A 26,908-nucleotide genomic window follows, 5' to 3' on the forward strand; every position below is an offset into this window, starting at 1 on the left:
TTAATATTGTCTTAGAACCAAAACAATTACAATGAATTTTAAATAATAAATTACCTAATGATATTTATATTACTAATTGTTGCATTGTTGCTAATGATTTTCATGTGCGAAAAAAATGTGTTTTGAAAACATATCATTATCAGATTAATTGTGGGTCTTACAATGTCTTTCAACAAAGATATATTTATCAATATAACAAACCGTTACGAAAAAGAAATTTACAAAAGATTGCTAAGATTTTTGTTGGAACTTATGATTTTTCTAATTTTTCTTTATTAAAAGATAAGGAAACTATTAATCGGGTGCGAAATATTAAGAGTATTAAAATTAAAAAACATCAAGATTTAGTGATAATTATTATTAAAGCCCCAAGTTTTATTCGTCATCAAGTAAGAATGATTGTTGGCAGTATTTTAGCTTGTTATGAAGGAAAAATATCGTTAACACAGTTGCAAGAAAAATTATTAAATCCTTTAGCTTTGAAAACTAAATATCAAGTATCTGGTGAAGGGTTGTATTTAATGAATATTAAGTATTAAATTTTTATTTTAATTTATCTTTAATTAATTTTCTTAAAGTTTATAATTAAGTTTAATAGGAGGTGAAGAAATGATTATTTTAAATGATATGATTGATGGTAATGGTAATGGTAATGGTAATGGTACAATGCCAGAAGAAAATAATGAGATGCCAAATTCTAATGAACAACAAGAGCATCATCCAAATGATGGACACGATGACCACGATAATCAGGATATGGAAAATGAAAACAGTGAAAAAGAAAATCAATAGTGATTTTAAAAAATTTAGTAAAAAATACTTCCTAATTTAGGAAGTATTTTTTACTAAAAATTATTGGACGCGTAAAGTTTTGTTAGGTAGGAAAAGGTTTAAATAATTTTGAAAAAAAAGTAATCACAATTTAATTATCATTTTATCTAAAAAATAAGTAATAAAACAAAATATTTAATATTAACAAACATAATCTTAATAAAAGGTTATAAAAACTCACTAAAATGCTTATAAAAACAACATTAAAATAATTTTTTACAAAAAAAATCATACATAAGAAATATATACTTAATTTGCATATTGAAATAATTTATAGTAAATGATTATTTTTTCTTTTTTTAAAAATACCTAAGAAAACTAAACGCGACCAAATTATTATTTTCATTGCATTAGCGAAACATTTGTTATATAATTTTATTGTTTTTATGCATTATAGCTTCGGTACAAGAGCAAAATGCAAAGGGAGAGATATAAATGCGACAAACGACAATTATTAATTCACAAGATGTGAAAAAAACATGATACATTATTGATGCCAGCGGTTTAATTTTAGGACGCTTAGCAACAAAAGTAGCAAGTATTTTAAGAGGTAAACATAAAGCAACATTTACCAGCCATGTTGATTGTGGTGATAATATTATCATTATTAATGCTCATAAAGTAATATTAAGTGGTAATAAGCTGAATAATAAAAAATATTATAATCACTCTGGTTTTGTTGGGGGTATGAGAGTGCGAACAGCTAAGGTAATGCAAGATAAGTATCCAATTGAGATGGTTGAAAGAACTATTAAAGGAATGTTACCGCATACTAGTTTGGGAAGAAAACAAGGTAAAAATTTATTTGTTTATGATAGTGAAAAGCACCCGCATAGTGCTCAAATGCCAAAACTATTAGTATTACAAGAAGAAGGGAGTTAATCGATTTAATGAAAATAAAAAAAGAAATTATTTATCGTGGTACGGGTAGAAGAAAAAAATCAGTAGCGCAAGTAGTATTAACTTCAGGAAAAGGGAATATTACTATTAATAATAAACCGGCACTTATTTTTTTTCCTTATGCAACATTAATCCAAGAGTTAGAACAACCATTATTGGTAACGGATATGAAAGAAAGCTTTGATATTAATGTTAAAGTTAATGGTGGTGGTTTTAGCGGTCAAGCTGGAGCTACGAGATTAGGTATTGCAAGAGCATTATTAGCATATTCACCAGATTATCGGATGAAGTTAAGGCAAAAAGGTTTAATAACTTGTGATTCACGAATTAAAGAAAGAGATAAGTATGGATTAAAAGGTCCCCGAGCAGGAAAGCAATTTTCAAAAAGATAATTTATATTTTAGCATATATCTCAAATATATGCTTTAATGGGACTATAGCTCAGTTGGTTAGAGCGCACGCTTGATAAGCGTGAGGTCGGTGGTTCAAGTCCACTTAGTCCCACCATTGATGGGCCCGTAGCTCAGCTGGGAGAGCACCTGCCTTGCACGCAGGGGGTCGGCGGTTCAATCCCGTTCGGGTCCACCATTTTAATTTCATTAATGACTTAAACTTAATTTTATTGTTTGAATAATAAATAAAATTAAGTTTTTTTGTTAAAATCATTTACAACAATTTATTTATTGTTAAAATTGTTTTATTATTAGATGTAATGTATTTGGGAGACTTGTTGTAATGAAAAAAAGAGTAAAGTTTAAAAAGCCTAGTTTTTCCAAGCAAGTGAAATTATTTTTTCAAAAAATTCATAATACTAAATTTACTCGCATTATGAGAAGTTTGTTATTGCTAACATTAGCAGCATTACTATTAACTTTAACTTTTAATTATTTTATTAATCCCGTAGGTTTTTACAATGGTGGTTTTAGTGGGATATCGCAAATTATTGTTTATTCAATTTTTTCATCACCTAAAGAGCAAGCGATGTGGTTTTACATTGTTGTTTTAATGTTAAATATTCCTTTTGTAATTTTTGGATATTTTAAAGTTGGCCGATATTTTACTGTTTATACTTTATTTTTTATGTTAATGCAAACAGCATGAAACTTTATTTTACGAGCAATTCCGATTTTAGATCAATTAAAAATTATGGAAGAATTAATTTTACCTAAGGATACTGATACGGGAAAAGCAGTGATGACTTTAGCGGCTTTTATTTATGCTTTTATTGGTTCAATTATTTGAGGTTTTGCTATCGCAATTGCTTTTATTGCTGGTGGTAGTTCTGGTGGTTCAGATTTTTTAGCTGCTTATTTAGCAGTGTGAAAAAAACAAGGTGTTGGTAAATTTCAAAAATATATGAATTATGCAATTATTGTTTTAGCAATTTTAATTAAATACTTTGTGCAAAAAAATGAAGATAATTTAATTTATGCTTTTTTTAAAAATTTTACTTTATATGTATCAATTATTTTTGCAACGATTAGTACTGTTGTTACTAATTTTATTTATCCAAAATTTAAATTAGTTAATGTGATGATTTTTACAAAATTACCATTAGATGTTTGTGAATATTTTAAAACTCATGAATATCCTCATGATACTACTTTAATTAGTTCTAGTGATATTAAGAGTGGTAAGGTTTCGGGAACAATTTTTGCGACAATTTCTTTAATAGAATATAAAAAAGTTAAATATAATGTAACAAGAATTGATAATAAAGCGTTTATTGTTGTTATTCCCGTGACGATGGTTTATGGTACCTTTAATATTCAAAGGTTTAATTAATATTCAAAATGCTAACCAAGGAGTTGACCAATGAAGCAAGGTTTTCTAAGATTTTTAAAAATAGTTGATTGGAAATTTATTACGATGGCAATTGCGATTATTTTAATAATTTTTTCATTACCAATTGTTATTTTAACGGAAAAGGAAACTATTATTCATAATGGTAAACCAGAATTTGTTTTAAGAAATAATTTAACATCGTTATTAGCAATGGTATTTTTTACTTCTGGTAATAGTCTTTTTTTTCAAAGATTAATGACATCACCAGAGTTTTTAGCTTTAATTGTGCTAATAATTAATATTATTGTTTATAGTTTAGCTGGGATTTTTTATATGACGAAAGGAATTTCCAAAAAAAGCGTATTATTTCTACAATATCTTTTTTAACAATTATGGTTTTAATTGGTTTTATTTTGTTAATTTTATTTATTGTTCAAAAAAATCGTGAAATTAGTGGGTGAAATTATGTTTATATTTTCCATCGTATTAATTTACAAAGTGTGTATTTTTTACCATTTTTAGGTTATATTCTCTATTTTGTTAGTTTTGGTCTATACTTATAATAAGGAGGTTTATAAATGCAATTCGTTATTCGTGATAAAAATATTGAAGTAACTGAGGCGATTCGTGAACGCATTATTAATAGTTTAGAAAAAATTAGTAAATATAAAATTATTAATCTTGATGATACTATTCATGTTGAAGTAAGAACTTATAAAGAAAATTTAAGTCGAGTTCGTGTTGTTCTTGATTTAAAAGGAAAGAGTAATCATTTACACGCTGAAGGTCAGCATATTGATTTATATGTTGCTATTGATGAGGTGCGTCATAAGTTAGAAGAACAATTACGAAGAATGAAGGACCGTTGAATTCCACGGGGTAAAGAAAAATTTACGAAAGTAGAATTTCCGGTTGATTTAACATTAGATGAGGATATCTAATGCCATTATTAAATTAGATAAAATATCTTTTATTTTAAAAATTTATTGCTATAATTAACCCATAGATTTAACTCTTAGTGGAGGTGATGGGTTAATTTAATAAATTAGTATTTGGAAATTAAATGTTTATTTTGTATAAAATAACCAAAGAAGTTATTGTAAAAATAAAATTTCAAAGTAAAATAACATATATAGTAAAATAAATGAAAAGGGAGAATTAAATATGAAATTATCAGGATTAAGATTAATAACAGCTTTAGCAGGACTTCCTGCTATCGTAGCATTACCAATTATTGGTTGTGGCACAAAAAAAGCCGCAGCAACTACAGTTACTGATAAAGCAATTGATAAGATTACGTTTGAAGAAGCTGATGCTTTTGCAGTTGTTGACGCAGCAGGATGAAAAGATGATGCTATTCTTGCAGCGATTCAGGCAAAAGTTGATACGAAAGTTAAAGCTGCGGATGAGAGCGCTAAAGCGGCTGAGGCAGCATTAGTTGGAGTACTTCCAGCAGCTCCCGGACCAACTAAAAGTGCTGAAGTTAAATTTAGTGTAAAAGCAAAAGATGCTGCTGATGGAACATTTTCAAAAGAATTTACAATTAAAGTTACTCAAACAGGATAGTAATATCGTAATTTAGAAAAAGTGTTAAGAAAATACACTTACAGTTGTAAGTGTATTTTTTTTATAAAAATTATTTATTACCTGAATTGTAAACCTGAATTGTAAATATAAATGGGACAGTTTTTTAAAATAATTGTATTAAATCTATTGGTCTTTTATAAGATAATGATTTTCTGGGTGTAGAATTAATTTGAAATGCTATAGAATTTAAGTCTTTTTGTTTATATGAAGATAAATCAGTAGATTTTGGTAAATATCTTCTTAAAATACCATTATTGTTCTCATTTAAACCTCTTTGACAAGGTTTTCCGGCATCTGCAAAATAAATTTTAACATTACAATTTTTTTCAATTAATTTTCATTTACTAAATTCTTTACCACGATCAAAAGTAATAGTTTTAATTGTTCCTGGTATTAATTTTGAAATAAATTTTATTATACTTTGTGTAATACTTTCTGCTTTATGATTTTTAGTTTTCAAAGGAATTGTGGTTTTTGATCATATATCAGCTAAAGTAATAATAGAACTTTTATGATCTTTACCAACGATAGTATCTCCCTCTAAATGGCCAAATTCTTGTATATTTTTAATATTTGGAATGATTAAATTTCTTTCATGAATAGATTTACAATTATTAATTCTGCCCCTAGTTTCTTTTTGTTTATGAGGTTTATTTTTGCCTTTTCTCAATAAATTTTTTTCATCAAAACCCATTCGATTTGTTTTAAACATGTTATATAAAGTTTTTGTTGAAATATTTTTTATTTTATTTTTCCTGAATTGTAAATATAAATGGGACAGTTTTTTAAAATAATTGTATTAAATCTATTGGTCTTTTATAAGATAATGATTTTCTGGGTGTAGAATTAATTTGAAATGCTATAGAATTTAAGTCTTTTTGTTTATATGAAGATAAATCAGTAGATTTTGGTAAATATCTTCTTAAAATACCATTATTGTTCTCATTTAAACCTCTTTGACAAGGTTTGCCGGCATCTGCAAAATAAATTTTAACATTACAATTTTTTTCAATTAATTTTCATTTACTAAATTCTTTATCACGATCAAAAGTAATAGTTTTAATTGTTCCTGGTATTAATTTTGAAATAAATTTTATTATACTTTGTGTAATACTTTCTGCTTTATGATTTTTAGTTTTCAAAGGAATTGTGGTTTTTGATCATATATCAGCTAAAGTAATAATAGAACTTTTATGATCTTTACCAACGATAGTATCTCCCTCTAAATGGCCAAATTCTTGTATATTTTTAATATTTGGAATGATTAAATTTCTTTCATGAATAGATTTACAATTATTAATTCTGCCCCTAGTTTCTTTTTGTTTATGAGGTTTATTTTTGCCTTTTCTCAATAAATTTTTTTCATCAAAACCCATTCGATTTGTTTTAAACATGTTATATAAAGTTTTTGTTGAAATATTTTTTATTTTATTTTTCTTTAAAAAATCAGCAATTATATCAAGAGCATAATTTTTAGTAATTAACAAATGATTGATAGTATTAATTTCTGTTAAAGTTAAAATTATTAATTTTCTATCTGCATTTTGTTTATTTTTTTGAACTTGATTCAATATTTCTAATGGTAATAAGTTTTGATTTAATAATTTACAAACTCTGTGTACAGTTGATTTACTATAATCAATTGCTTTTGCTATTTTACGAATAGAAAATCCATAACTTTTATATTCTTTTATTGCTATTATTGATTCAATAGTCAGATACTTATACATTGTGCTAATTCCTTTCTTTTCTTAATTATAGAATTAACACAATTTGTTTTTTATATAAGTGTCCTTTTTAATTTTACATTTCAGGAATTTTGAAATAAATTTTATTATACTTTGTGTAATACTTTCTGCTTTATGATTTTTAGTTTTCAAAGGAATTGTGGTTTTTGATCATATATCAGCTAAAGTAATAATAGAACTTTTATGATCTTTACCAACGATAGTATCTCCCTCTAAATGGCCAAATTCTTGTATATTTTTAATATTTGGAATGATTAAATTTCTTTCATGAATAGATTTACAATTATTAATTCTGCCCCTAGTTTCTTTTTGTTTATGAGGTTTATTTTTGCCTTTTCTCAATAAATTTTTTTCATCAAAACCCATTCGATTTGTTTTAAACATGTTATATAAAGTTTTTGTTGAAATATTTTTTATTTTATTTTTCTTTAAAAAATCAGCAATTATATCAAGAGCATAATTTTTAGTAATTAACAAATGGTTGATAGTATTAATTTCTGTTAAAGTTAAAATTATTAATTTTCTACCTGCATTTTGTTTATTTTTTTGAACTTGATTCAATATTTCTAATGGTAATAAGTTTTGATTTAATAATTTACAAACTCTGTGTACAGTTGATTTACTATAATCAATTGCTTTTGCTATTTTACGAATAGAAAATCCATAACTTTTATATTCTTTTATTGCTATTATTGATTCAATAGTCAGATACTTATACATTGTGCTAATTCCTTTCTTTTCTTAATATAGAATTAACACAATTTGTTTTTTATATAAGTGTCCTTTTTAATTTTACATTTCAGGTTCCTTGAAAAACTAATATTTGTTAGTAAAATATTTATATAACAAAACTTGGAAAGAGGGATTAATTATTTATGAAGTGACTTATACCGTTTTTAGCAAGTTTGACATTAACACCACTAATTATTGTGATGCCATTAGTAAGTTGTAGCAATACTGAGATGAAACAGTCAGGAAGTTTAGATAGTCGGATTAGTAGTTTATCTGATACTGTGGAAATAAAAGATATTTCTCCGGCCAAGTGAAATTCTTTTGGTTTGCAATTATATGCTGTTATGGATTTGATAGAAAAACTTGGAATGGATTTAAATGAAGCGAGAGCTAATTTAAACTTTGATGAAAGTTCTCCGTTTGATACATCCCATAATGTTGTGGAGTTAACGATTACTGTGCGAGCAATGCCAAATAAAGGGAAAGCAAAAAAAGAAGTTAAATATATTTTTACAATGAAAGCAGATAAGCAACTCTTTTTAACTAATATCTTGTAAAATTAGTGATTTCCCAGTAATATAACTTATATAACAATACATGCAAAGGAGAATTAAATATGAAAAAAAGTTTTATATCATTTTTAGCAACCTTAACATTAACCCCCATGACATTGATGACAGTAATGCCGACCGTATCTTGTAGTTTAAAAAGTATTGATGCTCGTATTTGGATAGGCTACAATAAGTTGGACCATAATTATATAGACTTCAAAATTATTAAGAAAGAAGGAATATAAAAATGGGAAATAAAACCTCATACTCTGAAGAATTTAAAAAACAAATTGTAATGCTATACAAAAATGACAAAAGTGTTATTAATTTAGGGAAAGAATATAATTTACCAAAACCAATTATTTATAGTTGAATTAAAAATTATAATAATTCTGGGTCATTTAAAGCAAAAGATAATCGCACTGTCGAAGAAAATGAATTAATTTACTTGCGAAAAGAAAACCAACAATTACGAATGGAAAATGACATTTTAAAGCAAGCAGCACTGATAATCGGGAAAAAATAACAATAATTAATAACAACAAAAATAAATATTCAGTGAGGAAAATATGTAAGATTTTAGGTTTACTAAAATCAACATATTATTATCAAACTAATAAATGCACCAAGTTTGATGTTAATAATTATGAACAAGAAGTTATCAGTGCATTTAATAAAAGTCGCAAGATTTATGGTGCTCGTAAAATTAAAGCTGTTTTAATAAGAAAAAATATCATTTTATCACGACGAAAAATCCGATTCATTATGATCAAAAATAATTTGGTTTCTAAATACACCAAGTTAAAATATTGTAATCATAAAAAAACAGTTAATAATGACGAAATTAATAATGTTTTAAATCGTCAATTTAATGACAAAAAACCAAATGAAGTTGTTGTTAGTGATTTAACATATGTTCAAGTTGGCACTAAATGACATTATATTTGTTTATTAATTGACTTGTTTAATCGCGAAGTAATTGGCTATAGTGCTGGGCCAAATAAAACTGCTGAATTAGTTCAACAAGCTTTTCACAAGATAACACGACCATTAAATAAAATAACTTTATTTCATACTGATCGTGGTAATGAGTTTAAAAATAAAATTATTGATGAAATTTTAATAACCTTTAAAATTAAAAGATCATTAAGCTCCAAAGGATGCCCATATGATAATGCTGTTGCTGAAGCAACTTACAAAACCTTTAAAACCGAATTTATTAACGGTAAAAAATTTGCAAACTTAACACAACTAAAATGCGAACTATTTGATTTTGTTAATTGATATAACAATATTCGAATTCATGGCAGTTTAAATTATTTAACTCCCGTTGAATTTAGAAAATACCAGTCTACATAAAAAGTGTCCTAAAAAGGGTTGCCAATCCAATTAATGCGTTACCAGATACTGTGGAAATAAAAGATGTTGATGAGAAATGGTGGGTTTCGCATGACTTAACCGGTCTAATTGTATATGATATAGTGATTAAGATAGGATTGCAAATTGATGAAGCGATTGCCCAGATTGATTTTGTTGATCCTGGTGAAATTGATGTAACAGGTACTACTGCCACTGTCGATATTACTGTTAAGGCATTAGAAGGAAAAGGAACAGCATCCAAAACTGTTAAATATAATTTTACTAAAAAAGTAGCAACTTAGATTTTAGTCATTAGTAATATTTAAATCTTAATCATATTAATTTTGAAATACATTTACAAATGTAAGTGTATTTTTCTTTTTAAAAATAATTTTATAAATCCTTTTAAAAATTGGTGTTTTCTAATATAATTGCTTATGGAAATTAATATTTCAGGGAGTTTTAAATGGGTGTTATTTTAAAAAATATTAGTATTGATTATGGTGAAACATTAGCGGTCAATAATTTTAATATGCATGTGAAAACAGGACAATTAGTTACTTTGTTAGGACCGTCTGGTTGTGGAAAATCAACAACGCTTTATGCGATTGCGGGATTATTACAAGTTAGTCAGGGACAAATTATTTTTAATGGCAAAGATGTAACCAAACGGTCACCACAAAATCGTAATATTGGTTTAATATTCCAAAATTATGCTTTATATCCGCATTTAAATGTTTTTAAAAATATTGCTTTGCCTTTATATCAAGATAAAAAATTTAAACGCACTGTTAGAAACAGTAATACTAATATTCGGTTATTAATTAAAGATTTGCAAGATAGTGGTTTAAATGTTGAAAAACAGGGATTTAAAGATCAGATTGCAAAATTACTTTTGGAGTATTTAGAAACTTATGATAAGTTAGTTAATGAAATGATTGCTGATTATTTAGCAGGTATTTTTAAATTTCATAAGCGTGAAGCAGCAATAATTTATAATGAAAAGCATTTAGAAACATTTCGTAATCGGATTCATAGTCAGTGATATGATCAGTCAAGATTAGCAGTTCATATTAAATATTGTGATTTTTTAAATTTAATTTATCGTAATATTTCACAGTTAAAAATAACTATTAATAATAATTTAAGTAGTTTTAAAGCAACAAATAAGAATTTTAAAACTCGGGAAATTGATTTTGCAATTAATAAGTTTTTACTGCAAATGAAATATAATTATTTAAATCCTGCTAAAAGCAAGTTAAATGCTTTAAAAATAGTAATGAAAGATCATCAAAAAGCATATAATGAATTAGTTAAAAATTTTAAACAACAACAAAAAAAAGATCATGCTTTACAATATAGTTTGAGTCATAGTAAGTATGTGAGTTTTTTTAAGAAACATCGGCAATTATGAGATAAAGAAGAACAAAAGGGACTTGATAAGTATCAAAAGAAAATTGGTAATAATTTATTAGCAGCTTATGATGAGATGTTAATAAAGTTAACAGCAATTGCTAATGAATATTATCAGTTGTCACCCGAATTAATAACAATGAAAACTGCTGAGCAGTTAAATACTGAACTACAAGCATTAAAACAACAATTAACTTCATTTAGAAAAGAAGTTAATAAGAGTGTTAATCTTGTTGCTCAGCAAGTAGAAATTACTAATCAATTAAAGAAACGACCAGGTAATTTATCTGGTGGTCAACAGCAAAGAGTAGCAATTGCAAGAGCCATTGTTAAAGCTCCAGATATTTTATTGTTAGATGAACCGTTATCTAATTTAGATGCCAAGTTACGAGTAACAACAAGAGAGTGAATTCGGCGTTTTCAACAAAAATCACAAATGACAGCAATTTTTGTAACTCATGATCAAGAAGAAGCAATGTCAATATCTGATTATATTTATATTATGAAGCAAGGAGTATTGCAACAGGTCGGAACACCACATGAAGTTTATAATCAACCAGTTAATAAATTTGTTGCACAATTTATTGGTAATCCGGCAATGAACTTTTTTAATGGCGTAATTGATAAGCAACATAATATTTGAATTGATGAAATTAAGATTGGTAAAGCCATAAAAGCAAAACCTGGTTATATTACTATTGGGATTCGCCCTGAAGATTTAAAATTAAATAGTGATGCCTTAAATACTAAGTTTGTTAATAAAGAACCTTTAATTGGTGAAATTTCTTTGTTTGAAGAATTAGGTCGCAGTGCTTTTGTAACTATTAAGATTAGAAATAATGAATATGTTAAAGCAGTTTATGATATGGATGAAGATAAATTTTATGAACACGGTGAAAAGGTAAAAATTAATTTTGTTAAAAAGACGATTTTTTTATTTGATCTAGAAACTGAATTAACAGTGGAGGTTATTTAATGGCTAGTAAAAAACCGATTGAAAAATCTTTACAAACAAAATATTCCCAAAATTTTTTTAATTATTTAAAGCGATATTACAAAAAACCTAATAGTGCTCAAAAACGCGATAGTACTCTTATTTCATTAATTTGATTAACACCAGCATTAGCATTATTAGGAATATTTATGTTTTATACAATTTTTATTGTTGCTAGAACAGCTGTTAATGGTGGTCCGGAAATTGCTTTTAAATTTTCATGAAAGCATTTTGAATTAGTATGAAAAAATCGTGAATTTCAAATTGCTTTAAAAAATTCTTTAATTTATTCAACAGCAGTTGTACCTTTATCATTAATTATTTCATTAATAGTTGCTAAGTCGTTAACTAGCATTATGTCAAAACGAATTTTTAATTTTTTGCAAGGTATTTTCTTTTTGCCATATGTTACTAGTGCGATGGCTGTTGCTATGACTTTTGCTTTTATTTTTAGTCCTGAAGGAGTGATGAATACTTTATTTGCACTTTTTGGTTTGGAAAAACGACCTTGATTAAATGATGCTAATTATGCGATTTGAGTTTTAATTATTTATGGAATATGAAAATCATTACCTTTTAATATCATTATGTTAACAACAGCGTTATTAAAAATAAATAATCAATATTATCAAGCTGCTGCTATTGATGGGATGCGTAAAAGTAAGCAGTTATTTAAAGTGACAGTACCTTTAGTTATTCCGATGTTAATTTACTTATTTACTATTGGGTTAATTGATTCGTTTAAAATATTTCCTTTAGGATTATATGCTAATTATATTCAAGCATCTACTTATCAGATTCAAACAGTTGTTTTTTGAATTTTTCAACGTCGAATGAATGCTAGTTACAATGAAGCCGCGGCAGCTTCAATAATCTTAATGATAATTATTTTATTAATTACAATTGTAACGCGAATTATTAGTAAACAATTATCAAGAAAATATAGTTAGGAGATTTTTATTGATGAATAATTTGGGCAAGAAAATTAATGAATTGTTAAAGATGCGTTGCAATAAAATTGGTTTGTGATTTAAAACTTGAGTCAGTCGTCAAACTATTGTGCGTAAAATCAATTTTACACAACAAATGGCGGGAAATAAAGGTTGAGAAAAATGAATTAGCATTGCAATTCGCTTCTTATTTTTATTAGTTATGGCTATTATTGTTGTTTTTCCATTTTACTGAATGATTATTACTTCATTTAAAACTGATGCTGATTTAGATCCAACAAAACCACAAGGATTATGACCTGAAATTTGAACTTTTAAGTGGTATACATATCTTTTAGAAAATTCACAAATTAATGTTGGCAAGTATTTATTTAATTCGTTTTTAGTAGCATTTCTTTCCACAATATTGAAATTATTTATTTGTGCTTTAGCGGGATTTGCTTTAGCGCATTATCGGACAAAGTTTCGCGAAGCAATATTTATTTTGTTGTTATCAACATTAATGATTCCTGGGGAAGCGATTATGATTGGGCAGTATTTGCTAATGTTACGGATTGTATGAGATAATACCTTAGAAGCATTAGTAATTCCATTTATTGCTTCGGTTTTTACAATTTTTATGTTACGCCAAGCATTTGAAGGGATTCCGAAATCAATTGTTAGTGCTAGTAAGGTTGATGCGTTATCAACTTTTAAATTTTTTTGAAAAGTAGCGTTGCCATTAGTTCAACCAGTATTATGAACAGCGGGATTAATATCTTTTATTGCTAGTTGGAATGCAGTATTATGACCCGTAACAGTTTTAGATGCTGATTCAAAATGAGTAACTTTACCAATGTTATTATGAGAATTAATTCAAGTAACAGAACCAGGACCTAATAATCCAAGTACGCTAAGAGATCCACAACATTTAAAAATGGCATCTGCTGTTATTTCTATTTTGCCAATGATTGTTTTATATTTACTTACTAAGAAACGCATTATTAATAGTATTACAAAAGATAGTAGTGGAACTAAGGGCTAGGAATTAATAGGAAGGAATAACAATTAATGAAAAAAATTAAGGTAATGCTAACAGCAACAATTTGATTAGGTGCGATTTTAACAACTTTTGCTTGTAGTCATCCGGAACGAAATGTCATTATGACAACTTATTTTAAAAAAGGTCAATTTCAATGAAATGCTTTAGAAAAGGTTATTAATAATTTTAATGCTGTCAATGCTAATAACTCGGAATTTGATCATCGCAAAATAATTTTAAAATTTCTGCAAAATAATGGTGTTGAGAAGGAAGTTAATGCTGGTTATTATGGTGTGAGAAAGTTACCTAATTTGTTTACTAGTTATGCTGATGAGGTTGTTAAATACTCTAAAACTTTACAAGAACAGTTAGTTGATGTTAAGATTCCCGATCTTAGTCCTTGTATTGATAAACCAAGCATTATTGATTCTTATTGACAAGAAACAATGTATAAAGGTAAACAATATACAGTTCCGATTGGAAAGTCATTAGATTTAATGTTTATTAATAAGAAATTATTGTTAGAAGTATTTGCTAAAATTGAGGGTTTAACTCCGCAAGCAAATTTGTTATTACCACTGGGCGATAATTTAAGTAATTATCAAGGAATGAATGGACAATGAAAAGTTAATAAAAGTATTGATTGAAGTAAATTTCAAACTCAACTTAATGTTTTAAAAGAGTGAAATTCTCTGGAAACAATGAAAGCGGGAATTATTACTTGAAGTAGTTATCTTAGTTTAGTGCAAGTAACTAGTCATTTATTAAATAATTTAGCTAATTTAAAGAATCTTAATGAAGTGTATGCAGTAGCGATGGATGATTTGCCTAATGGATTATATGCGCAATATGCTAATAATGAGGCATTAAATTCTGAAACAAAATCTAATGAATTTCTTTATCGTGAAAATAGTAGTGGTGAATTTGTTTTAAACTTAAAAGGAAAGTCTTTTGAAATATTGCAGAAACATTTAAGTGGTCTTCAAAAGTTAAAAGATTTAGCTAATCGTACATCTAATGATATTAAGCGCAATACAGGATTGCATGTTAAAGTACCAACAGCAACATCACCACAAGGGACATTTGCTAGTACCTTGTTTAATCAATCTAAAGCTTTAGTCGGTATTGGTTCAACATCAGGAGTTCAGTTTTTGTTACAGAAAAAGCGCCTTAAACCTGACGATATTTGAGCGTTACCGTTACCATTTTCTACAGGTGGTAAGTATGTTATTCAACAAGGTCCAGGAATTGCGATGTTTAAAATGAATGATCCGATAAAAGATAAAATTTCCGAAGCATTTATTAAATATGTAACATCACAAGAAGCTAATGAAGTTTATGCTTTTGATTCGGGATATTTGCCAATTAATAAAGCTTCCTATGAAACTGGTTCTTCTTATGGTCAAAAATTACATGATGCTCCAACAGAATCTTATTTACAGGTTATTGCGCAAGTATGAGAATTGATGAATGCCAAGCAAATAACAACCGCCTCGTCACCATTAACACAATGAGGTGCAATATTTCGTCAAACGGTATTAAAGTCATTAAATATTTTTTATCAAGATTTATTAAATGCATCATATCCTGAAAGACCATTAACTGAGAAAGAATTTTTAAATATTCTTAAAAGGCAAACCAAAGATGATGGGATTCATGATTTTATTATTGAACAATAAGGTTTTAGATATTTTTTATTAAAATATTTTAAAAATGTAACTAAATATATTTAGTTACATTTTTTTAAATTGAAATATAGTAAAATATAATTCTAGTAAATTTCTGTATGCTATAATAAAATTAAGGTTATTAATTAAGGGGGTTATAGGCTTAAACTATTTATTATTTTATATTAATCTAGTATTTTATTAAGTTAGTAATTAATAAAAATATATAAGGATGGTAAAAAATGAACAATTCAAAACAAGGATTAGTAGCTTTATTAGCGGCAATATCAATTTCAATAACACCAGCGTTAAATATTAGTAATATTACTAATAAGTTAGTAAATAAAAATTATGCAAATGATAGTGAACGCGATAAAAAACAAATTCAATTGTATTCAGGAATGATTGAAAAGAATATTCAAACCCAATTAAAGATTACCTGAAATGTAAAATTAAAAAGGACACTTATATAAAAAACAAATTGTGTTAATTCTATAATTAAGAAAAGAAAGGAATTAGCACAATGTATAAGTATCTGACTATTGAATCAATAATAGCAATAAAAGAATATAAAAGTTATGGATTTTCTATTCGTAAAATAGCAAAAGCAATTGATTATAGTAAATCAACTGTACACAGAGTTTGTAAATTATTAAATCAAAACTTATTACCATTAGAAATATTGAATCAAGTTCAAAAAAATAAACAAAATGCAGGTAGAAAATTAATAATTTTAACTTTAACAGAAATTAATACTATCAATCATTTGTTAATTACTAAAAATTATGCTCTTGATATAATTGCTGATTTTTTAAAGAAAAATAAAATAAAAAATATTTCAACAAAAACTTTATATAACATGTTTAAAACAAATCGAATGGGTTTTGATGAAAAAAATTTATTGAGAAAAGGCAAAAATAAACCTCATAAACAAAAAGAAACTAGGGGCAGAATTAATAATTGTAAATCTATTCATGAAAGAAATTTAATCATTCCAAATATTAAAAATATACAAGAATTTGGCCATTTAGAGGGAGATACTATCGTTGGTAAAGATCATAAAAGTTCTATTATTACTTTAGCTGATATATGATCAAAAACCACAATTCCTTTGAAAACTAAAAATCATAAAGCAGAAAGTATTACACAAAGTATAATAAAATTTATTTCAAAATTAATACCAGGAACAATTAAAACTATTACTTTTGATCGTGGTAAAGAATTTAGTAAATGAAAATTAATTGAAAAAAATTGTAATGTTAAAATTTATTTTGCAGATGCCGGAAAACCTTGTCAAAGAGGTTTAAATGAGAACAATAATGGTATTTTAAGAAGATATTTACCAAAATCTACTGATTTATCTTCATATAAACAAAAAGACTTAAATTCTATAGCATTTCAAATTAATTCTACACCCAGAAAATCATTATCTTATAAAAGACCAATAGATTTAATACAATTATTTTAAAAAACTGTCCCATTTATATTTACAATTCAGGTTTTTAGGAAATCCACCCATTCATTTTTTTATTGCAAAACGAAACAAATTGCTATAGCTAATAGGGTATTATCTATCAACTGGTAAACTTCTTTTGGTTATGGCGACCACCCACAATTTATCGTGCTTTAATACATACCAACATTATTAATTCACTTGTATTTAATTTTCAAAGAACAAATTTTTAACACCTTATAAAATAAAAAGACAATCATTACTGACTGTCTTAATACTTATTCAAATCTTTGCCTACCTAAGAAAACTTTATGCGTCCCACGCTTACATTTTCTAATATCAAATTCATTAACATCAGCATAAGTAAGAGTTAAGAATGTAAGTTTTTTACAGTCTCAAAAATTATGATATGCCTTCCGAATGACATTAGATTTTGCACGAATATTGCTATTAAGCAGTTTTGTATCACAATTACCTTTATTTTTTAAACCGCTAGCATTGCGGTTATTTGCTTTAATGCGTTCTAAGGGCATAACGATATTACGAATATATTGACCGTAATAAATGGTTTTCATATAAAAATCAGTCGGATTTTGAGGTTGTAAATTCATATTTTATGCTCCAGTTTTAGATTTTCGCCAGTTGTGTTATTTAATCAAGTAATAGTCGGCTTCGCCGACTAACCCGCTAGCGAGCGGGGCATACGCCTTCCGCACCGCTTCGCAGACCAAGATGTTTATCAATTAACTGGACAAGTTTTTTTGATTTTTTGATAATTCAATTTTTTGCAAGTTAACTATTTTGGGGTTTTTTTCAAAAGTTAATTCGCAACTAAAAAATGATTTAACATTTTCTTTTAACAGTTTATAAATTTCTTGTTGTTCTAGATTGTTATCATCAATTCATAAAGCCTTTTGTTCGCCGGTAGGCTCAAATAAGTCATTTTCATAACGCAAAAATTCGGCAGAATATCCTGACATCGTAGAGCCATCTTTATTTTTAAATATTTTTCTTTTTATACTAACTAATTTAACTTTAAACATTATTTTTTAAATTCCTTTTATTTTTCTTTTAATTTTAATTTTTTTTAATACAAAGCGAATTAAATAGTTTACTATTTGTGTTATGGTTACTCATACTAATGAATAACCTATAATCATTAACCTACCAATTGCTCCAAAATTTTTAATAAATTGTTGCAAATTTTCAATATCTGTATGTAATAATAAAACTATACTTAAAGATATGAATATAATGTAATTAAGTATTATTCATCAATATTTTTTTATAAATTTATTTACAGTTTTCATTTTCTTTTTTTATCCTTTTATTCTTTTTAAAATTAGGAGATTTTATATGTATTTATTAGATAAATTAGAAGATATTTCAGATAAGATAATTTGCTTTTTAGAAGTTAATCTTAATTATTTTGGCATAACTATTTGAATAGGTTGAATTTTACAAAGAGTTGTTTATTTTTGAACTCTGGATAAAGATAATTCATTTGGACAAGCATTATATGCTATGGTTTGATTTTTTAATTGAAATTTAAAATTTCAAGATTTAAAATGAGTTTATTTATTTAAAGAAGAAGGTTGATTTGTAGTTCAATTTATTATTGGTATTGTTTGAATTCTATATTTAATTTTTTATAGGTTTAAAAAATAAATTTCTTACTTTTTTAGTGTGCTTTATTTTTATTTTTTAAAATTTTTTTAATATGATTAATAAATTTTTGGTCGCAAACATCGTGATTTCCTAAGTTTCTAATATGCAAGCACCAACGACATATTTTATAATCTATTGTTCCTTTCAAAATTTAAAAACCCTTTTCATCGCAAGAATTACAGATTCCAACTGTATTTTTATTACCAACAACATAGCTTTCACTGTCGCATTCAATACAAAATATTACTGCCAAAAGAATATACCCCCAAACCTGAAATGTAAAATTAAAAAGGACACTTATATAAAAAACAAATTGTGTTAATTCTATAATTAAGAAAAGAAAGGAATTAGCACAATGTATAAGTATCTGACTATTGAATCAATAATAGCAATAAAAGAATATAAAAGTTATGGATTTTCTATTCGTAAAATAGCAAAAGCAATTGATTATAGTAAATCAACTGTACACAGAGTTTGTAAATTATTAAATCAAAACTTATTACCATTAGAAATATTGAATCAAGTTCAAAAAAATAAACAAAATGCAGGTAGAAAATTAATAATTTTAACTTTAACAGAAATTAATACTATCAATCATTTGTTAATTACTAAAAATTATGCTCTTGATATAATTGCTGATTTTTTAAAGAAAAATAAAATAAAAAATATTTCAACAAAAACTTTATATAACATGTTTAAAACAAATCGAATGGGTTTTGATGAAAAAAATTTATTGAGAAAAGGCAAAAATAAACCTCATAAACAAAAAGAAACTAGGGGCAGAATTAATAATTGTAAATCTATTCATGAAAGAAATTTAATCATTCCAAATATTAAAAATATACAAGAATTTGGCCATTTAGACGGAGATACTATCGTTGGTAAAGAACATAAAAGTTCTATTATTACTTTAGCTGATATATGATCAAAAACCACAATTCCTTTGAAAACTAAAAATCATAAAGCAGAAAGTATTACACAAAGTATAATAAAATTTATTTCAAAATTAATACCAGGAACAATTAAAACTATTACTTTTGATCGTGGTAAAGAATTTAGTAAATGAAAATTAATTGAAAAAAATTGTAATGTTAAAATTTATTTTGCAGATGCCGGCAAACCTTGTCAAAGAGGTTTAAATGAGAACAATAATGGTATTTTAAGAAGATATTTACCAAAATCTACTGATTTATCTTCATATAAACAAAAAGACTTAAATTCTATAGCATTTCAAATTAATTCTACACCCAGAAAATCATTATCTTATAAAAGACCAATAGATTTAATACAATTATTTTAAAAAACTGTCCCATTTATATTTACAATTCAGGAAATATTAAAAATATACAAGAATTTGGCCATTTAGAGGGAGATACTATCGTTGGTAAAGATCATAAAAGTTCTATTATTACTTTAGCTGATATATGATCAAAACCCACAATTCCTTTGAAAACTAAAAATCATAAAGCAGAAAGTATTACACAAAGTATAATAAAATTTATTTCAAAATTAATACCAGGAACAATTAAAACTATTACTTTTGATCGTGGTAAAGAATTTAGTAAATGAAAATTAATTGAAAAAAATTGTAATGTTAAAATTTATTTTGCAGATGCCGGAAAACCTTGTCAAAGAGGTTTAAATGAGAACAATAATGGTATTTTAAGAAGATATTTACCAAAATCTACTGATTTATCTTCATATAAACAAAAAGACTTAAATTCTATAGAATTTCAAATTAATTCTACACCCAGAAAATCATTATCTTATAAAAGACCAATAGATTTAATACAATTATTTTAAAAAACTGTCCCATTTATATTTACAATTCAGGAAAAATAAAATAAAAAATATTTCAACAAAAACTTTATATAACATGTTTAAAACAAATCGAATGGGTTTTGATGAAAAAAATTTATTGAGAAAAGGCAAAAATAAACCTCATAAACAAAAAGAAACTAGGGGCAGAATTAATAATTGTAAATCTATTCATGAAAGAAATTTAATCATTCCAAATATTAAAAATATACAAGAATTTGGCCATTTAGAGGGAGATACTATCGTTGGTAAAGATCATAAAAGTTCTATTATTACTTTAGCTGATATATGATCAAAAATCACAATTCCTTTGAAAACTAAAAATCATAAAGCAGAAAGTATTACACAAAGTATAATAAAATTTATTTCAAAATTAATACCAGGAACAATTAAAACTATTACTTTTGATCGTGGTAAAGAATTTAGTAAATGAAAATTAATTGAAAAAAATTGTAATGTTAAAATTTATTTTGCAGATGCCGGCAAACCTTGTCAAAGAGGTTTAAATGAGAACAATAATGGTATTTTAAGAAGATATTTACCAAAATCTACTGATTTATCTTCATATAAACAAAAAGACTTAAATTCTATAGCATTTCAAATTAATTCTACACCCAGAAAATCATTATCTTATAAAAGACCAATAGATTTAATACAATTATTTTAAAAAACTGTCCCATTTATATTTACAATTCAGGTTACTATTAACGAACTCTTAATAGTAATTTTTCAAACATTCCAAAAGCAAATAAGAATAATCCAACAATTGCCGGAAATAAAAAAATTCAATAAGTAGCAAAGAAATCTACTACTAATGGCATTTGCCCACTGATAATGTCGCTTCAGATTTTTCCAAAAAGTCCTACCATACTATCTCACAAATTACTAATGGCTTGTTTTCCGGTAATTGCTACTGGTGCATCAGCTAAGAAAGTTGTAAACATATAATCACCCCCTTTCTTTTCAAAATATTTATCCTATATTTATTAACAAAAATAAGATTTAACTTTATAAAATAAAATCAACATAAATAAGATAATAACTGTTGTTAGTAATCAAAAAGCGATGTTGGTTGTTAAAAGTCAAAGCGGTTCTTCAGTTAAATTAATTTCTTTACCACCAGTAATATGAGCTGGAATAGTTGTAATTTGGATAAACAAATCTCAGAAAGTTTGTTTAATTTGTTCTCAATTTAAATCTTTTCAAACAACTAGAAACATTGAAATAAACACTTAATCGGAAGAAAGAGAATACCAATGAAACTGGCAAATAACACAATGATTACAAGAATTGAGAACAAAAATACTACTTGGGGCGGTAAATCGGCAGTTGGATAAATTAATTCAATTAATTTAATAATTACATCTTTTAACATTGCTTTATCCTTTCGTTTGGATTTCTTGATTTTGTTTTTCATTTTTTTCAGTTAAATAAGATAATTTAACAATGAAGCGTTTTTCTTTTTTGCTAAAATCCCCTTTAATTTCTTTTGCTTGTTTACCATACTTTTTAACATCATTCATTCAACGCCATAAACCCCAAGCGACAGCAAAAGCAAGTAATAAGGTTAATAAGATAAAACATATTAGACTAAATATTGCCATTATTTTTCAATTTCCTTTCTATTTAAAGTTTTATTTTTCAAAGCTCTTTTTTCCTTAATCTTCTTAACAATAAGTCAAACTAATTTTTCAACTTGAAAAGCAATAAATATCGCACTACCAAATCAATAAACAAACAATCCAAGCAACATAATTGTGGTATTTAAACCAAAAAACTTATACATATCTTTTTCAATAAAATCAATAAATTCACCATTTGTTCCCATTACTCACTTAGTATCCAATAAAGTTAAAGCTCAAAGTATTAAGTTTATAAAGATAAAAACAATGCTAAGCAATATTTTTAACCAATGATTTTTAAATCAATTTTTAATTCTTATTTTTAATTGCATTTTTTCTTTCATTTTTTAACTCCTAATATTTCGTTTTTCTTAGTTGATTTCTAAATCTTAAACTTTCTAACGAAGTATAATTTTCACTTTCAAAGCCTACATAATTAATATTTTTAAATTCATAGATTGCTCCGCACATTTTAGTTTTAAATTTATTAACTGTTGATTTTAAGTACTTTACAAATTCAGAATTTACGGTTCTATTAACAATATTATTCAAAGTATCGGTAAATATTTGTTTTCTAGTAATGGGATTTTGACAATTATATGAGAATTGATAAGCCTTGATATTTAAGTCATACTGGTTTAATGATTTTTCGTTCAGGACATTTTTAGTTATATATTTAGAGCAATATTTTACAACCATTTCATTAGTATTTTCACGAACTCTAATATTTTTATTAATTCCATAAGGTCAAAATTGTAAAATAATTTTATGGGGTATTTTTTCGGTGATTAAAATATGAAAATGAATAACGCCTCTTTTCTGATATTCATAGGTATACAAATACTTAATATTTTTATTTTTAACTTTAAATCAGTATTTTAATTTTTTAAAAAATTTATTTAAATCACGCTTACATTTTCTAATATCAAATTCATTAACATCAGCATAAGTAAGCGTTAAGAATGTAAGTTTTTTACAGTCTCAAAAATTATGATATGCCTTCCGAATAACATTAGATTTTGCACGAATATTGCTATTAAGCAGTTTTGTATCGCAATTACCTTTATTTTTTAAACCGCTAGCATTACGAGTATTTGCTTTGATGCGTTCTAAAGGCATAACAATATTACGAATATATTGACCGTAATAAATGGTTTTCATATAAAAATCAGTCGGATTTTGAAGTTGTAAATTCATATTTTATGCTCCCGCTTTAGATTTTCGCCAGTTGTGTTATTTAATCAAGTAATAGTCGGCTTCGCCGACTAACCCGCTAGCGGGCGGGGCATACGCCTTCCGCACCGCTTCGCAGACCGAAGTGATTATCAATTAACTAGACAAGTTTTTTTGATTTTTTGATAATTCAATTTTTTGCAAGTTAACTATTTTGGGGGTTTTTTCAAAAGTTAATTCGCAACTAAAAAATGATTTAACGTTTTCTTTTAACAGTTTATAAATTTCTTGTTGTTCTAGATTGTTATCATCAATTCATAAAGCCTTTTGTTCACCGGTAGGCTCAAATAAGTCATTTTCATAACGCAAAAATTCGGCAGAATAACCCGACATCATAGAGCCATCTTTATTTTTAAATATTTTTCTTTTTATACTAACTAATTTAACTTTAAACATTATTATCTAAATTCCTTTTACTTTTATTTTTTAAAATTTTTTTAATATGATTAATAAATTTTTTCTCACAAGCAACATGCAAATATCGTTTATCACTAAATAGATGTAAACACCAGCGACATATTTTATATAATTTATCTTTCCTTTCAAAATTTAAAAACCCTTTTCATCGCAAGAATTACAGATTCCAACTGTATTTTTATTACCAATGACATAGCTTTCGCTGTCGCATTCAATACAAAATATTACTGCCAAAAGAAAACACCCCCTAAAAGTTTGTAGAAAACAAAATCTTGTCATATGTATATGGTTTCTACAAAAAATTTTAAAATATGTACTATAGCACAGACATATGTTAGTTTCAAGAGGTTTTTAAAAGTTTATTTAAAAAATTGAATGGGGTGTCTTTTATTGTTCAATGATTCCTTTGGAAGTTATAAAAGTAATAATATTCATTTAAATAAATTTGTAATTCATTAGTATTAAATCTTTTAATATCATCTAACAATAATAAATTATTATAATTTTTATGAAATCTTTCTATCTTACCGTTACTTTGTGGTGAACGAATTGGAGTAGTTTCGTGTATTATCTTATTATCTTTTAAATATTTACTAAAAGGTCTTTCTTTTATCTTATATTCATTTTTATTACTTCAATTAGTAGTAGTGAATTCAGGAGCATTATCAGTTCTAATTCGTTTAACTTCTATTCCAAACTTTTTAAAATCATATATTGCTCTTTGTACAGCATTAATAGCATTATTAGTTCCTAAACTATCATAAACATAACCAAATACTATGCGTGTCATTTCGTCAATAAAATCATAGACATACATATTTTTTTCTACCGGATATTTTAACTTGGAAAAGTGTTTAGCATCCATTTGTATTAATCCTATTTCTTTTACTTCATAACGGTGATAATAGCGTTTGTTTTCCTTATTTTTTTGTCTAATTCTATCATAGCGAGGGTCATTTTTAATTCAACGATAAAATGTTCTGATATTTCTTGGTAAATTATATTTATGGGCGTCATGTTCACCTCTAAGGAGATTATTATATAGCGACCAAACACCACCCGCTTTGATATTTTTGTATTTGTAAAATAAATCACATACTTTTTTACGACTTTCAATGTTAAATTGATAATGTGGATTCAGCGGTTTTGTTGATTTAATTATTAAATTACTAAAATCATTTTCATAGTAACCAGTAATAATTTTTTTAGCTCAGCGATAAAAAGTTATGTCAATATTGTGAAAGTGTTTTCTAATTAATGATTTTAAAGTAATTTTTTCGGTATAAGCTTGCTTGCAGAGGTTTAAATAACTATTAACTCGTTTTTTAGTTTTATGATAGTTTTTATCTCGGTAAAAACTCTTTAATCAGCATTGTAAGCGTGCTTCTAAATCTGATAATTCGTTTTCAGCGATAATATATTTCATTGTTTATAATCCTGCTTTCTATTTAATTGTTTTTGTTGATTTTTTAAAGGTCATATTTAATTTTAGTAGACATTTTTATTTAATTATTTTATAATTAATTTATATTAATTAAGCTTTACAAATTTGAGAAAGGTTGTTGATTATTTGGTAAATTTTATTAATTCCTGAATTGTAAATATAAATGGGACAGTTTTTTAAAATAATTGTATTAAATCTATTGGTCTTTTATAAGATAATGATTTTCTGGGTGTAGAATTAATTTGAAATGCTATAGAATTTAAGTCTTTTTGTTTATATGAAGATAAATCAGTAGATTTTGGTAAATATCTTCTTAAAATACCATTATTGTTCTCATTTAAACCTCTTTGACAAGGTTTTCCGGCATCTGCAAAATAAATTTTAACATTACAATTTTTTTCAATTAATTTTCATTTACTAAATTCTTTACCACGATCAAAAGTAATGGTTTTAATTGTTCCTGGTATTAATTTTGAAATAAATTTTATTATACTTTGTGTAATACTTTCTGCTTTATGATTTTTAGTTTTCAAAGGAATTGTGGTTTTTGATCATATATCAGCTAAAGTAATAATAGAACTTTTATGATCTTTACCAACGATAGTATCTCCCTCTAAATGGCCAAATTCTTGTATATTTTTAATATTTGGAATGATTAAATTTCTTTCATGAATAGATTTACAATTATTAATTCTGCCCCTAGTTTCTTTTTGTTTATGAGGTTTATTTTTGCCTTTTCTCAATAAATTTTTTTCATCAAAACCCATTCGATTTGTTTTAAACATGTTATATAAAGTTTTTGTTGAAATATTTTTTATTTTATTTTTCTTTAAAAAATCAGCAATTATATCAAGAGCATAATTTTTAGTAATTAACAAATGATTGATAGTATTAATTTCTGTTAAAGTTAAAATTATTAATTTTCTACCTGCATTTTGTTTATTTTTTTGAACTTGATTCAATATTTCTAATGGTAATAAGTTTTGATTTAATAATTTACAAACTCTGTGTACAGTTGATTTACTATAATCAATTGCTTTTGCTATTTTACGAATAGAAAATCCATAACTTTTATATTCTTTTATTGCTATTATTGATTCAATAGTCAGATACTTATACATTGTGCTAATTCCTTTCTTTTCTTAATTATAGAATTAACACAATTTGTTTTTTATATAAGTGTCCTTTTTAATTTTACATTTCAGGATTAGTAAAAATTCACGAAAAGGAAGTTGACTAATATGAAAAAATTAATAGGATTAATAGGAACAATAACCATCGCCGGAAGCGGAATGGCAGGACTTGTTGGAAACGCACCAGCTATAGCAAAAAATAATATTAATTATCAACAAACAAATAATTTAGAAAATTTAAGTAGAAATAAAAGAAACATATTTGATGATGTTAAAAATTGATTTGATAACGCTGGTAAAGATACAGCATATTGAATAAATGATAAAATAAAAATTTACAATGTAATAAAAGAATTTCATCCCGGAGTTAAAAATGTTGACAAAATGCTTTCAGATTGTTTTGGTAGTGTAGAAGCAGCAAAAAATGTAGGAATTGCCACTGGAGGCGGAGCAGCAGCAGGAGCAAGCGGGGGGGGGGGCTATTGGAGCAGTTGCTGGTGGCGCTGCTGGTGTTGCTGCTTCTACAATAACTTGTATTGTCAATCATTAATTTATTTATATTGTAATTTATAAAATAAAATA

32 protein-coding genes, 2 tRNA genes and 4 pseudogenes are annotated in these 26,908 nt (G+C 26.0%); 25 read left to right on the forward strand and 13 right to left on the reverse strand.

All coding sequences use genetic code 4. The features are described from left to right. The first annotated feature begins 104 nt into the window (after window positions 1–104). The 10 genes from AACK97_RS01755 (at window position 105) to AACK97_RS01800 (ending at window position 5,082) form a co-directional block, all read left to right on the forward strand. Window positions 105–539, forward strand: coding sequence for a hypothetical protein (locus AACK97_RS01755; protein WP_338968323.1), 435 nt, complete (start codon window positions 105–107; stop codon window positions 537–539). A 70-nt stretch (window positions 540–609) separates the two neighbouring features. Then, complete coding sequence (locus tag AACK97_RS01760; RefSeq protein ID WP_338968325.1) at window positions 610–792, forward strand: hypothetical protein; 183 nt, start codon at window positions 610–612, stop codon at window positions 790–792. 474 nt (window positions 793–1,266) lie between these two features. Further along, window positions 1,267–1,713: a 50S ribosomal protein L13 gene (rplM, locus tag AACK97_RS01765; protein WP_338968327.1), complete on the forward strand. Its 447-nt coding sequence runs from the start codon at window positions 1,267–1,269 to the stop codon at window positions 1,711–1,713. A gap of 8 nt (window positions 1,714–1,721) precedes the next feature. Further along, window positions 1,722–2,123, forward strand: a complete 402-nt coding sequence (rpsI, locus tag AACK97_RS01770) for a 30S ribosomal protein S9 (RefSeq protein ID WP_338968328.1) — start codon at window positions 1,722–1,724, stop codon at window positions 2,121–2,123. A 38-nt stretch (window positions 2,124–2,161) separates the two neighbouring features. Continuing rightward, window positions 2,162–2,238 (forward strand) — tRNA-Ile (locus tag AACK97_RS01775). Window positions 2,239–2,243: 5 nt separating this feature from the next. Continuing rightward, a tRNA-Ala gene (locus AACK97_RS01780) sits at window positions 2,244–2,319 on the forward strand. 147 nt (window positions 2,320–2,466) lie between these two features. Beyond that, complete coding sequence (locus AACK97_RS01785; protein WP_338968329.1) at window positions 2,467–3,516, forward strand: YitT family protein; 1,050 nt, start codon at window positions 2,467–2,469, stop codon at window positions 3,514–3,516. Window positions 3,517–3,546: 30 nt separating this feature from the next. Further along, window positions 3,547–3,903 (forward strand): hypothetical protein, encoded by a 357-nt coding sequence (locus AACK97_RS01790; protein WP_338968331.1) that lies wholly within the window; start codon window positions 3,547–3,549, stop codon window positions 3,901–3,903. A gap of 191 nt (window positions 3,904–4,094) precedes the next feature. After that, on the forward strand, window positions 4,095–4,457 hold the full coding sequence (hpf, locus tag AACK97_RS01795; RefSeq protein WP_338968333.1) for a ribosome hibernation-promoting factor, HPF/YfiA family: 363 nt from the start codon (window positions 4,095–4,097) through the stop codon (window positions 4,455–4,457). Window positions 4,458–4,680: 223 nt separating this feature from the next. Continuing rightward, the gene (locus AACK97_RS01800) at window positions 4,681–5,082 is read left to right on the forward strand and encodes a hypothetical protein (protein WP_338968335.1); all 402 of its coding nucleotides are present in this window, start codon (window positions 4,681–4,683) and stop codon (window positions 5,080–5,082) included. A gap of 124 nt (window positions 5,083–5,206) precedes the next feature. Here AACK97_RS01800 and AACK97_RS01805 read toward each other — a convergent pair. From AACK97_RS01805 to AACK97_RS01815, 3 genes and pseudogenes are all read right to left on the reverse strand, one after another. Beyond that, window positions 5,207–5,860: pseudogene (locus AACK97_RS01805) on the reverse strand (IS30 family transposase); the annotation flags it as partial. 28 nt (window positions 5,861–5,888) lie between these two features. Then, complete coding sequence (locus tag AACK97_RS01810; protein ID WP_338968337.1) at window positions 5,889–6,833, reverse strand: IS30 family transposase; 945 nt, start codon at window positions 6,831–6,833, stop codon at window positions 5,889–5,891. A gap of 42 nt (window positions 6,834–6,875) precedes the next feature. Further along, window positions 6,876–7,571 (reverse strand): annotated as a pseudogene (locus tag AACK97_RS01815) (IS30 family transposase); the annotation flags it as partial. Between the two features lie 155 nt (window positions 7,572–7,726). On the opposite strand from AACK97_RS01815, the gene AACK97_RS01820 reads away from it, so the two are divergent. The 10 genes from AACK97_RS01820 to AACK97_RS01865 all read left to right on the forward strand — a co-directional run bounded on the left by AACK97_RS01820 (window position 7,727) and on the right by AACK97_RS01865 (window position 17,006). Beyond that, window positions 7,727–8,140, forward strand: a complete 414-nt coding sequence (locus AACK97_RS01820) for a hypothetical protein (RefSeq protein WP_338968340.1) — start codon at window positions 7,727–7,729, stop codon at window positions 8,138–8,140. A gap of 59 nt (window positions 8,141–8,199) precedes the next feature. After that, window positions 8,200–8,379, forward strand: a complete 180-nt coding sequence (locus AACK97_RS01825) for a hypothetical protein (protein ID WP_338968342.1) — start codon at window positions 8,200–8,202, stop codon at window positions 8,377–8,379. Window positions 8,380–8,381: 2 nt separating this feature from the next. After that, window positions 8,382–9,493, forward strand: a protein-coding gene (locus tag AACK97_RS01830; protein ID WP_338968345.1) for an IS3 family transposase whose coding sequence is annotated in 2 segments (ribosomal slippage) — window positions 8,382–8,625 and window positions 8,625–9,493 — 1,113 coding nt in all. Because the reading frame shifts where the segments join, the coding sequence is not laid out codon by codon here. A 122-nt stretch (window positions 9,494–9,615) separates the two neighbouring features. Further along, window positions 9,616–9,795 carry a hypothetical protein gene (locus AACK97_RS01835; protein ID WP_338968347.1) on the forward strand — a complete coding sequence of 60 codons (180 nt, stop codon included), beginning with the start codon at window positions 9,616–9,618 and terminating at the stop codon, window positions 9,793–9,795. 164 nt (window positions 9,796–9,959) lie between these two features. Beyond that, the gene (locus tag AACK97_RS01840) at window positions 9,960–11,882 is read left to right on the forward strand and encodes an ATP-binding cassette domain-containing protein (RefSeq protein WP_338968350.1); all 1,923 of its coding nucleotides are present in this window, start codon (window positions 9,960–9,962) and stop codon (window positions 11,880–11,882) included. Further along, a complete protein-coding gene (locus AACK97_RS01845; protein ID WP_338968352.1) occupies window positions 11,882–12,850 on the forward strand; it encodes a sugar ABC transporter permease in 969 nt (322 codons plus the stop codon). The genes AACK97_RS01840 and AACK97_RS01845 overlap by 1 nt, the downstream gene beginning before the upstream one ends. 10 nt (window positions 12,851–12,860) lie before the next feature. Beyond that, a complete protein-coding gene (locus AACK97_RS01850) occupies window positions 12,861–13,874 on the forward strand; it encodes a carbohydrate ABC transporter permease (protein ID WP_338968354.1) in 1,014 nt (337 codons plus the stop codon). 26 nt (window positions 13,875–13,900) lie between these two features. Further along, window positions 13,901–15,550, forward strand: a complete 1,650-nt coding sequence (locus AACK97_RS01855; protein ID WP_338968356.1) for an extracellular solute-binding protein — start codon at window positions 13,901–13,903, stop codon at window positions 15,548–15,550. Window positions 15,551–15,780: 230 nt separating this feature from the next. Beyond that, complete coding sequence (locus AACK97_RS01860) at window positions 15,781–16,011, forward strand: hypothetical protein (protein ID WP_338968358.1); 231 nt, start codon at window positions 15,781–15,783, stop codon at window positions 16,009–16,011. A gap of 50 nt (window positions 16,012–16,061) precedes the next feature. Then, window positions 16,062–17,006: an IS30 family transposase gene (locus tag AACK97_RS01865; RefSeq protein WP_338966714.1), complete on the forward strand. Its 945-nt coding sequence runs from the start codon at window positions 16,062–16,064 to the stop codon at window positions 17,004–17,006. A gap of 263 nt (window positions 17,007–17,269) precedes the next feature. On the opposite strand, the gene AACK97_RS01870 is transcribed toward AACK97_RS01865, so the two are convergent. Further along, window positions 17,270–17,602, reverse strand: coding sequence for a hypothetical protein (locus AACK97_RS01870; protein WP_338968360.1), 333 nt, complete (start codon window positions 17,600–17,602; stop codon window positions 17,270–17,272). A gap of 132 nt (window positions 17,603–17,734) precedes the next feature. Beyond that, complete coding sequence (locus AACK97_RS01875; RefSeq protein WP_338968362.1) at window positions 17,735–18,034, reverse strand: hypothetical protein; 300 nt, start codon at window positions 18,032–18,034, stop codon at window positions 17,735–17,737. 313 nt (window positions 18,035–18,347) lie between these two features. Here AACK97_RS01875 and AACK97_RS01880 point away from each other — a divergent pair, with 313 nt between their 5' ends. The 4 genes and pseudogenes from AACK97_RS01880 to AACK97_RS01895 all read left to right on the forward strand — a co-directional run. Beyond that, window positions 18,348–18,659 carry a hypothetical protein gene (locus tag AACK97_RS01880; RefSeq protein WP_338968365.1) on the forward strand — a complete coding sequence of 104 codons (312 nt, stop codon included), beginning with the start codon at window positions 18,348–18,350 and terminating at the stop codon, window positions 18,657–18,659. Between the two features lie 355 nt (window positions 18,660–19,014). Next, the gene (locus AACK97_RS01885) at window positions 19,015–19,959 is read left to right on the forward strand and encodes an IS30 family transposase (protein ID WP_338968368.1); all 945 of its coding nucleotides are present in this window, start codon (window positions 19,015–19,017) and stop codon (window positions 19,957–19,959) included. Window positions 19,960–19,991: 32 nt separating this feature from the next. After that, window positions 19,992–20,462 (forward strand): annotated as a pseudogene (locus AACK97_RS01890) (IS30 family transposase); the annotation flags it as partial. Window positions 20,463–20,490: 28 nt separating this feature from the next. Next, window positions 20,491–21,144, forward strand: a pseudogene (locus tag AACK97_RS01895) (IS30 family transposase); the annotation flags it as partial. 37 nt (window positions 21,145–21,181) lie between these two features. On the opposite strand, the gene AACK97_RS01900 reads toward AACK97_RS01895, so the two are convergent. The 8 genes from AACK97_RS01900 to AACK97_RS01935 all read right to left on the reverse strand — a co-directional run bounded on the left by AACK97_RS01900 (window position 21,182) and on the right by AACK97_RS01935 (window position 26,314). Then, entirely contained in the window at window positions 21,182–21,421 is a 240-nt protein-coding gene (locus AACK97_RS01900) for a hypothetical protein (RefSeq protein ID WP_338966925.1), read from the reverse strand. A 42-nt stretch (window positions 21,422–21,463) separates the two neighbouring features. After that, window positions 21,464–21,697: a hypothetical protein gene (locus tag AACK97_RS01905; protein WP_338966808.1), complete on the reverse strand. Its 234-nt coding sequence runs from the start codon at window positions 21,695–21,697 to the stop codon at window positions 21,464–21,466. Window positions 21,698–21,856: 159 nt separating this feature from the next. Then, window positions 21,857–22,081 carry a hypothetical protein gene (locus AACK97_RS01910; RefSeq protein ID WP_338968370.1) on the reverse strand — a complete coding sequence of 75 codons (225 nt, stop codon included), beginning with the start codon at window positions 22,079–22,081 and terminating at the stop codon, window positions 21,857–21,859. Next, the gene (locus AACK97_RS01915) at window positions 22,081–22,443 is read right to left on the reverse strand and encodes a hypothetical protein (RefSeq protein WP_338968373.1); all 363 of its coding nucleotides are present in this window, start codon (window positions 22,441–22,443) and stop codon (window positions 22,081–22,083) included. Before AACK97_RS01915 ends, AACK97_RS01910 begins: the two co-directional genes overlap by 1 nt. A 10-nt stretch (window positions 22,444–22,453) precedes the next feature. Next, on the reverse strand, window positions 22,454–23,296 hold the full coding sequence (locus AACK97_RS01920; protein WP_338968375.1) for a rolling circle replication-associated protein: 843 nt from the start codon (window positions 23,294–23,296) through the stop codon (window positions 22,454–22,456). A 132-nt stretch (window positions 23,297–23,428) separates the two neighbouring features. Beyond that, window positions 23,429–23,728 (reverse strand): hypothetical protein, encoded by a 300-nt coding sequence (locus AACK97_RS01925; RefSeq protein ID WP_338966992.1) that lies wholly within the window; start codon window positions 23,726–23,728, stop codon window positions 23,429–23,431. Between the two features lie 355 nt (window positions 23,729–24,083). After that, window positions 24,084–25,175: a DDE-type integrase/transposase/recombinase gene (locus tag AACK97_RS01930; protein WP_338968377.1), complete on the reverse strand. Its 1,092-nt coding sequence runs from the start codon at window positions 25,173–25,175 to the stop codon at window positions 24,084–24,086. 194 nt (window positions 25,176–25,369) lie between these two features. Then, window positions 25,370–26,314: an IS30 family transposase gene (locus AACK97_RS01935; protein WP_338966714.1), complete on the reverse strand. Its 945-nt coding sequence runs from the start codon at window positions 26,312–26,314 to the stop codon at window positions 25,370–25,372. Window positions 26,315–26,434: 120 nt separating this feature from the next. Between AACK97_RS01935 and AACK97_RS01940 the strand changes: the two genes are divergently transcribed. Further along, complete coding sequence (locus AACK97_RS01940) at window positions 26,435–26,899, forward strand: hypothetical protein (protein WP_338968379.1); 465 nt, start codon at window positions 26,435–26,437, stop codon at window positions 26,897–26,899. Window positions 26,900–26,908 lie beyond the last annotated feature (9 nt).

Source organism: Spiroplasma endosymbiont of Lonchoptera lutea (genome assembly GCF_964019715.1).
Taxonomy (GTDB): Bacteria; Bacillota_I; Bacilli_A; order Mycoplasmatales; family Nriv7; genus Nriv7.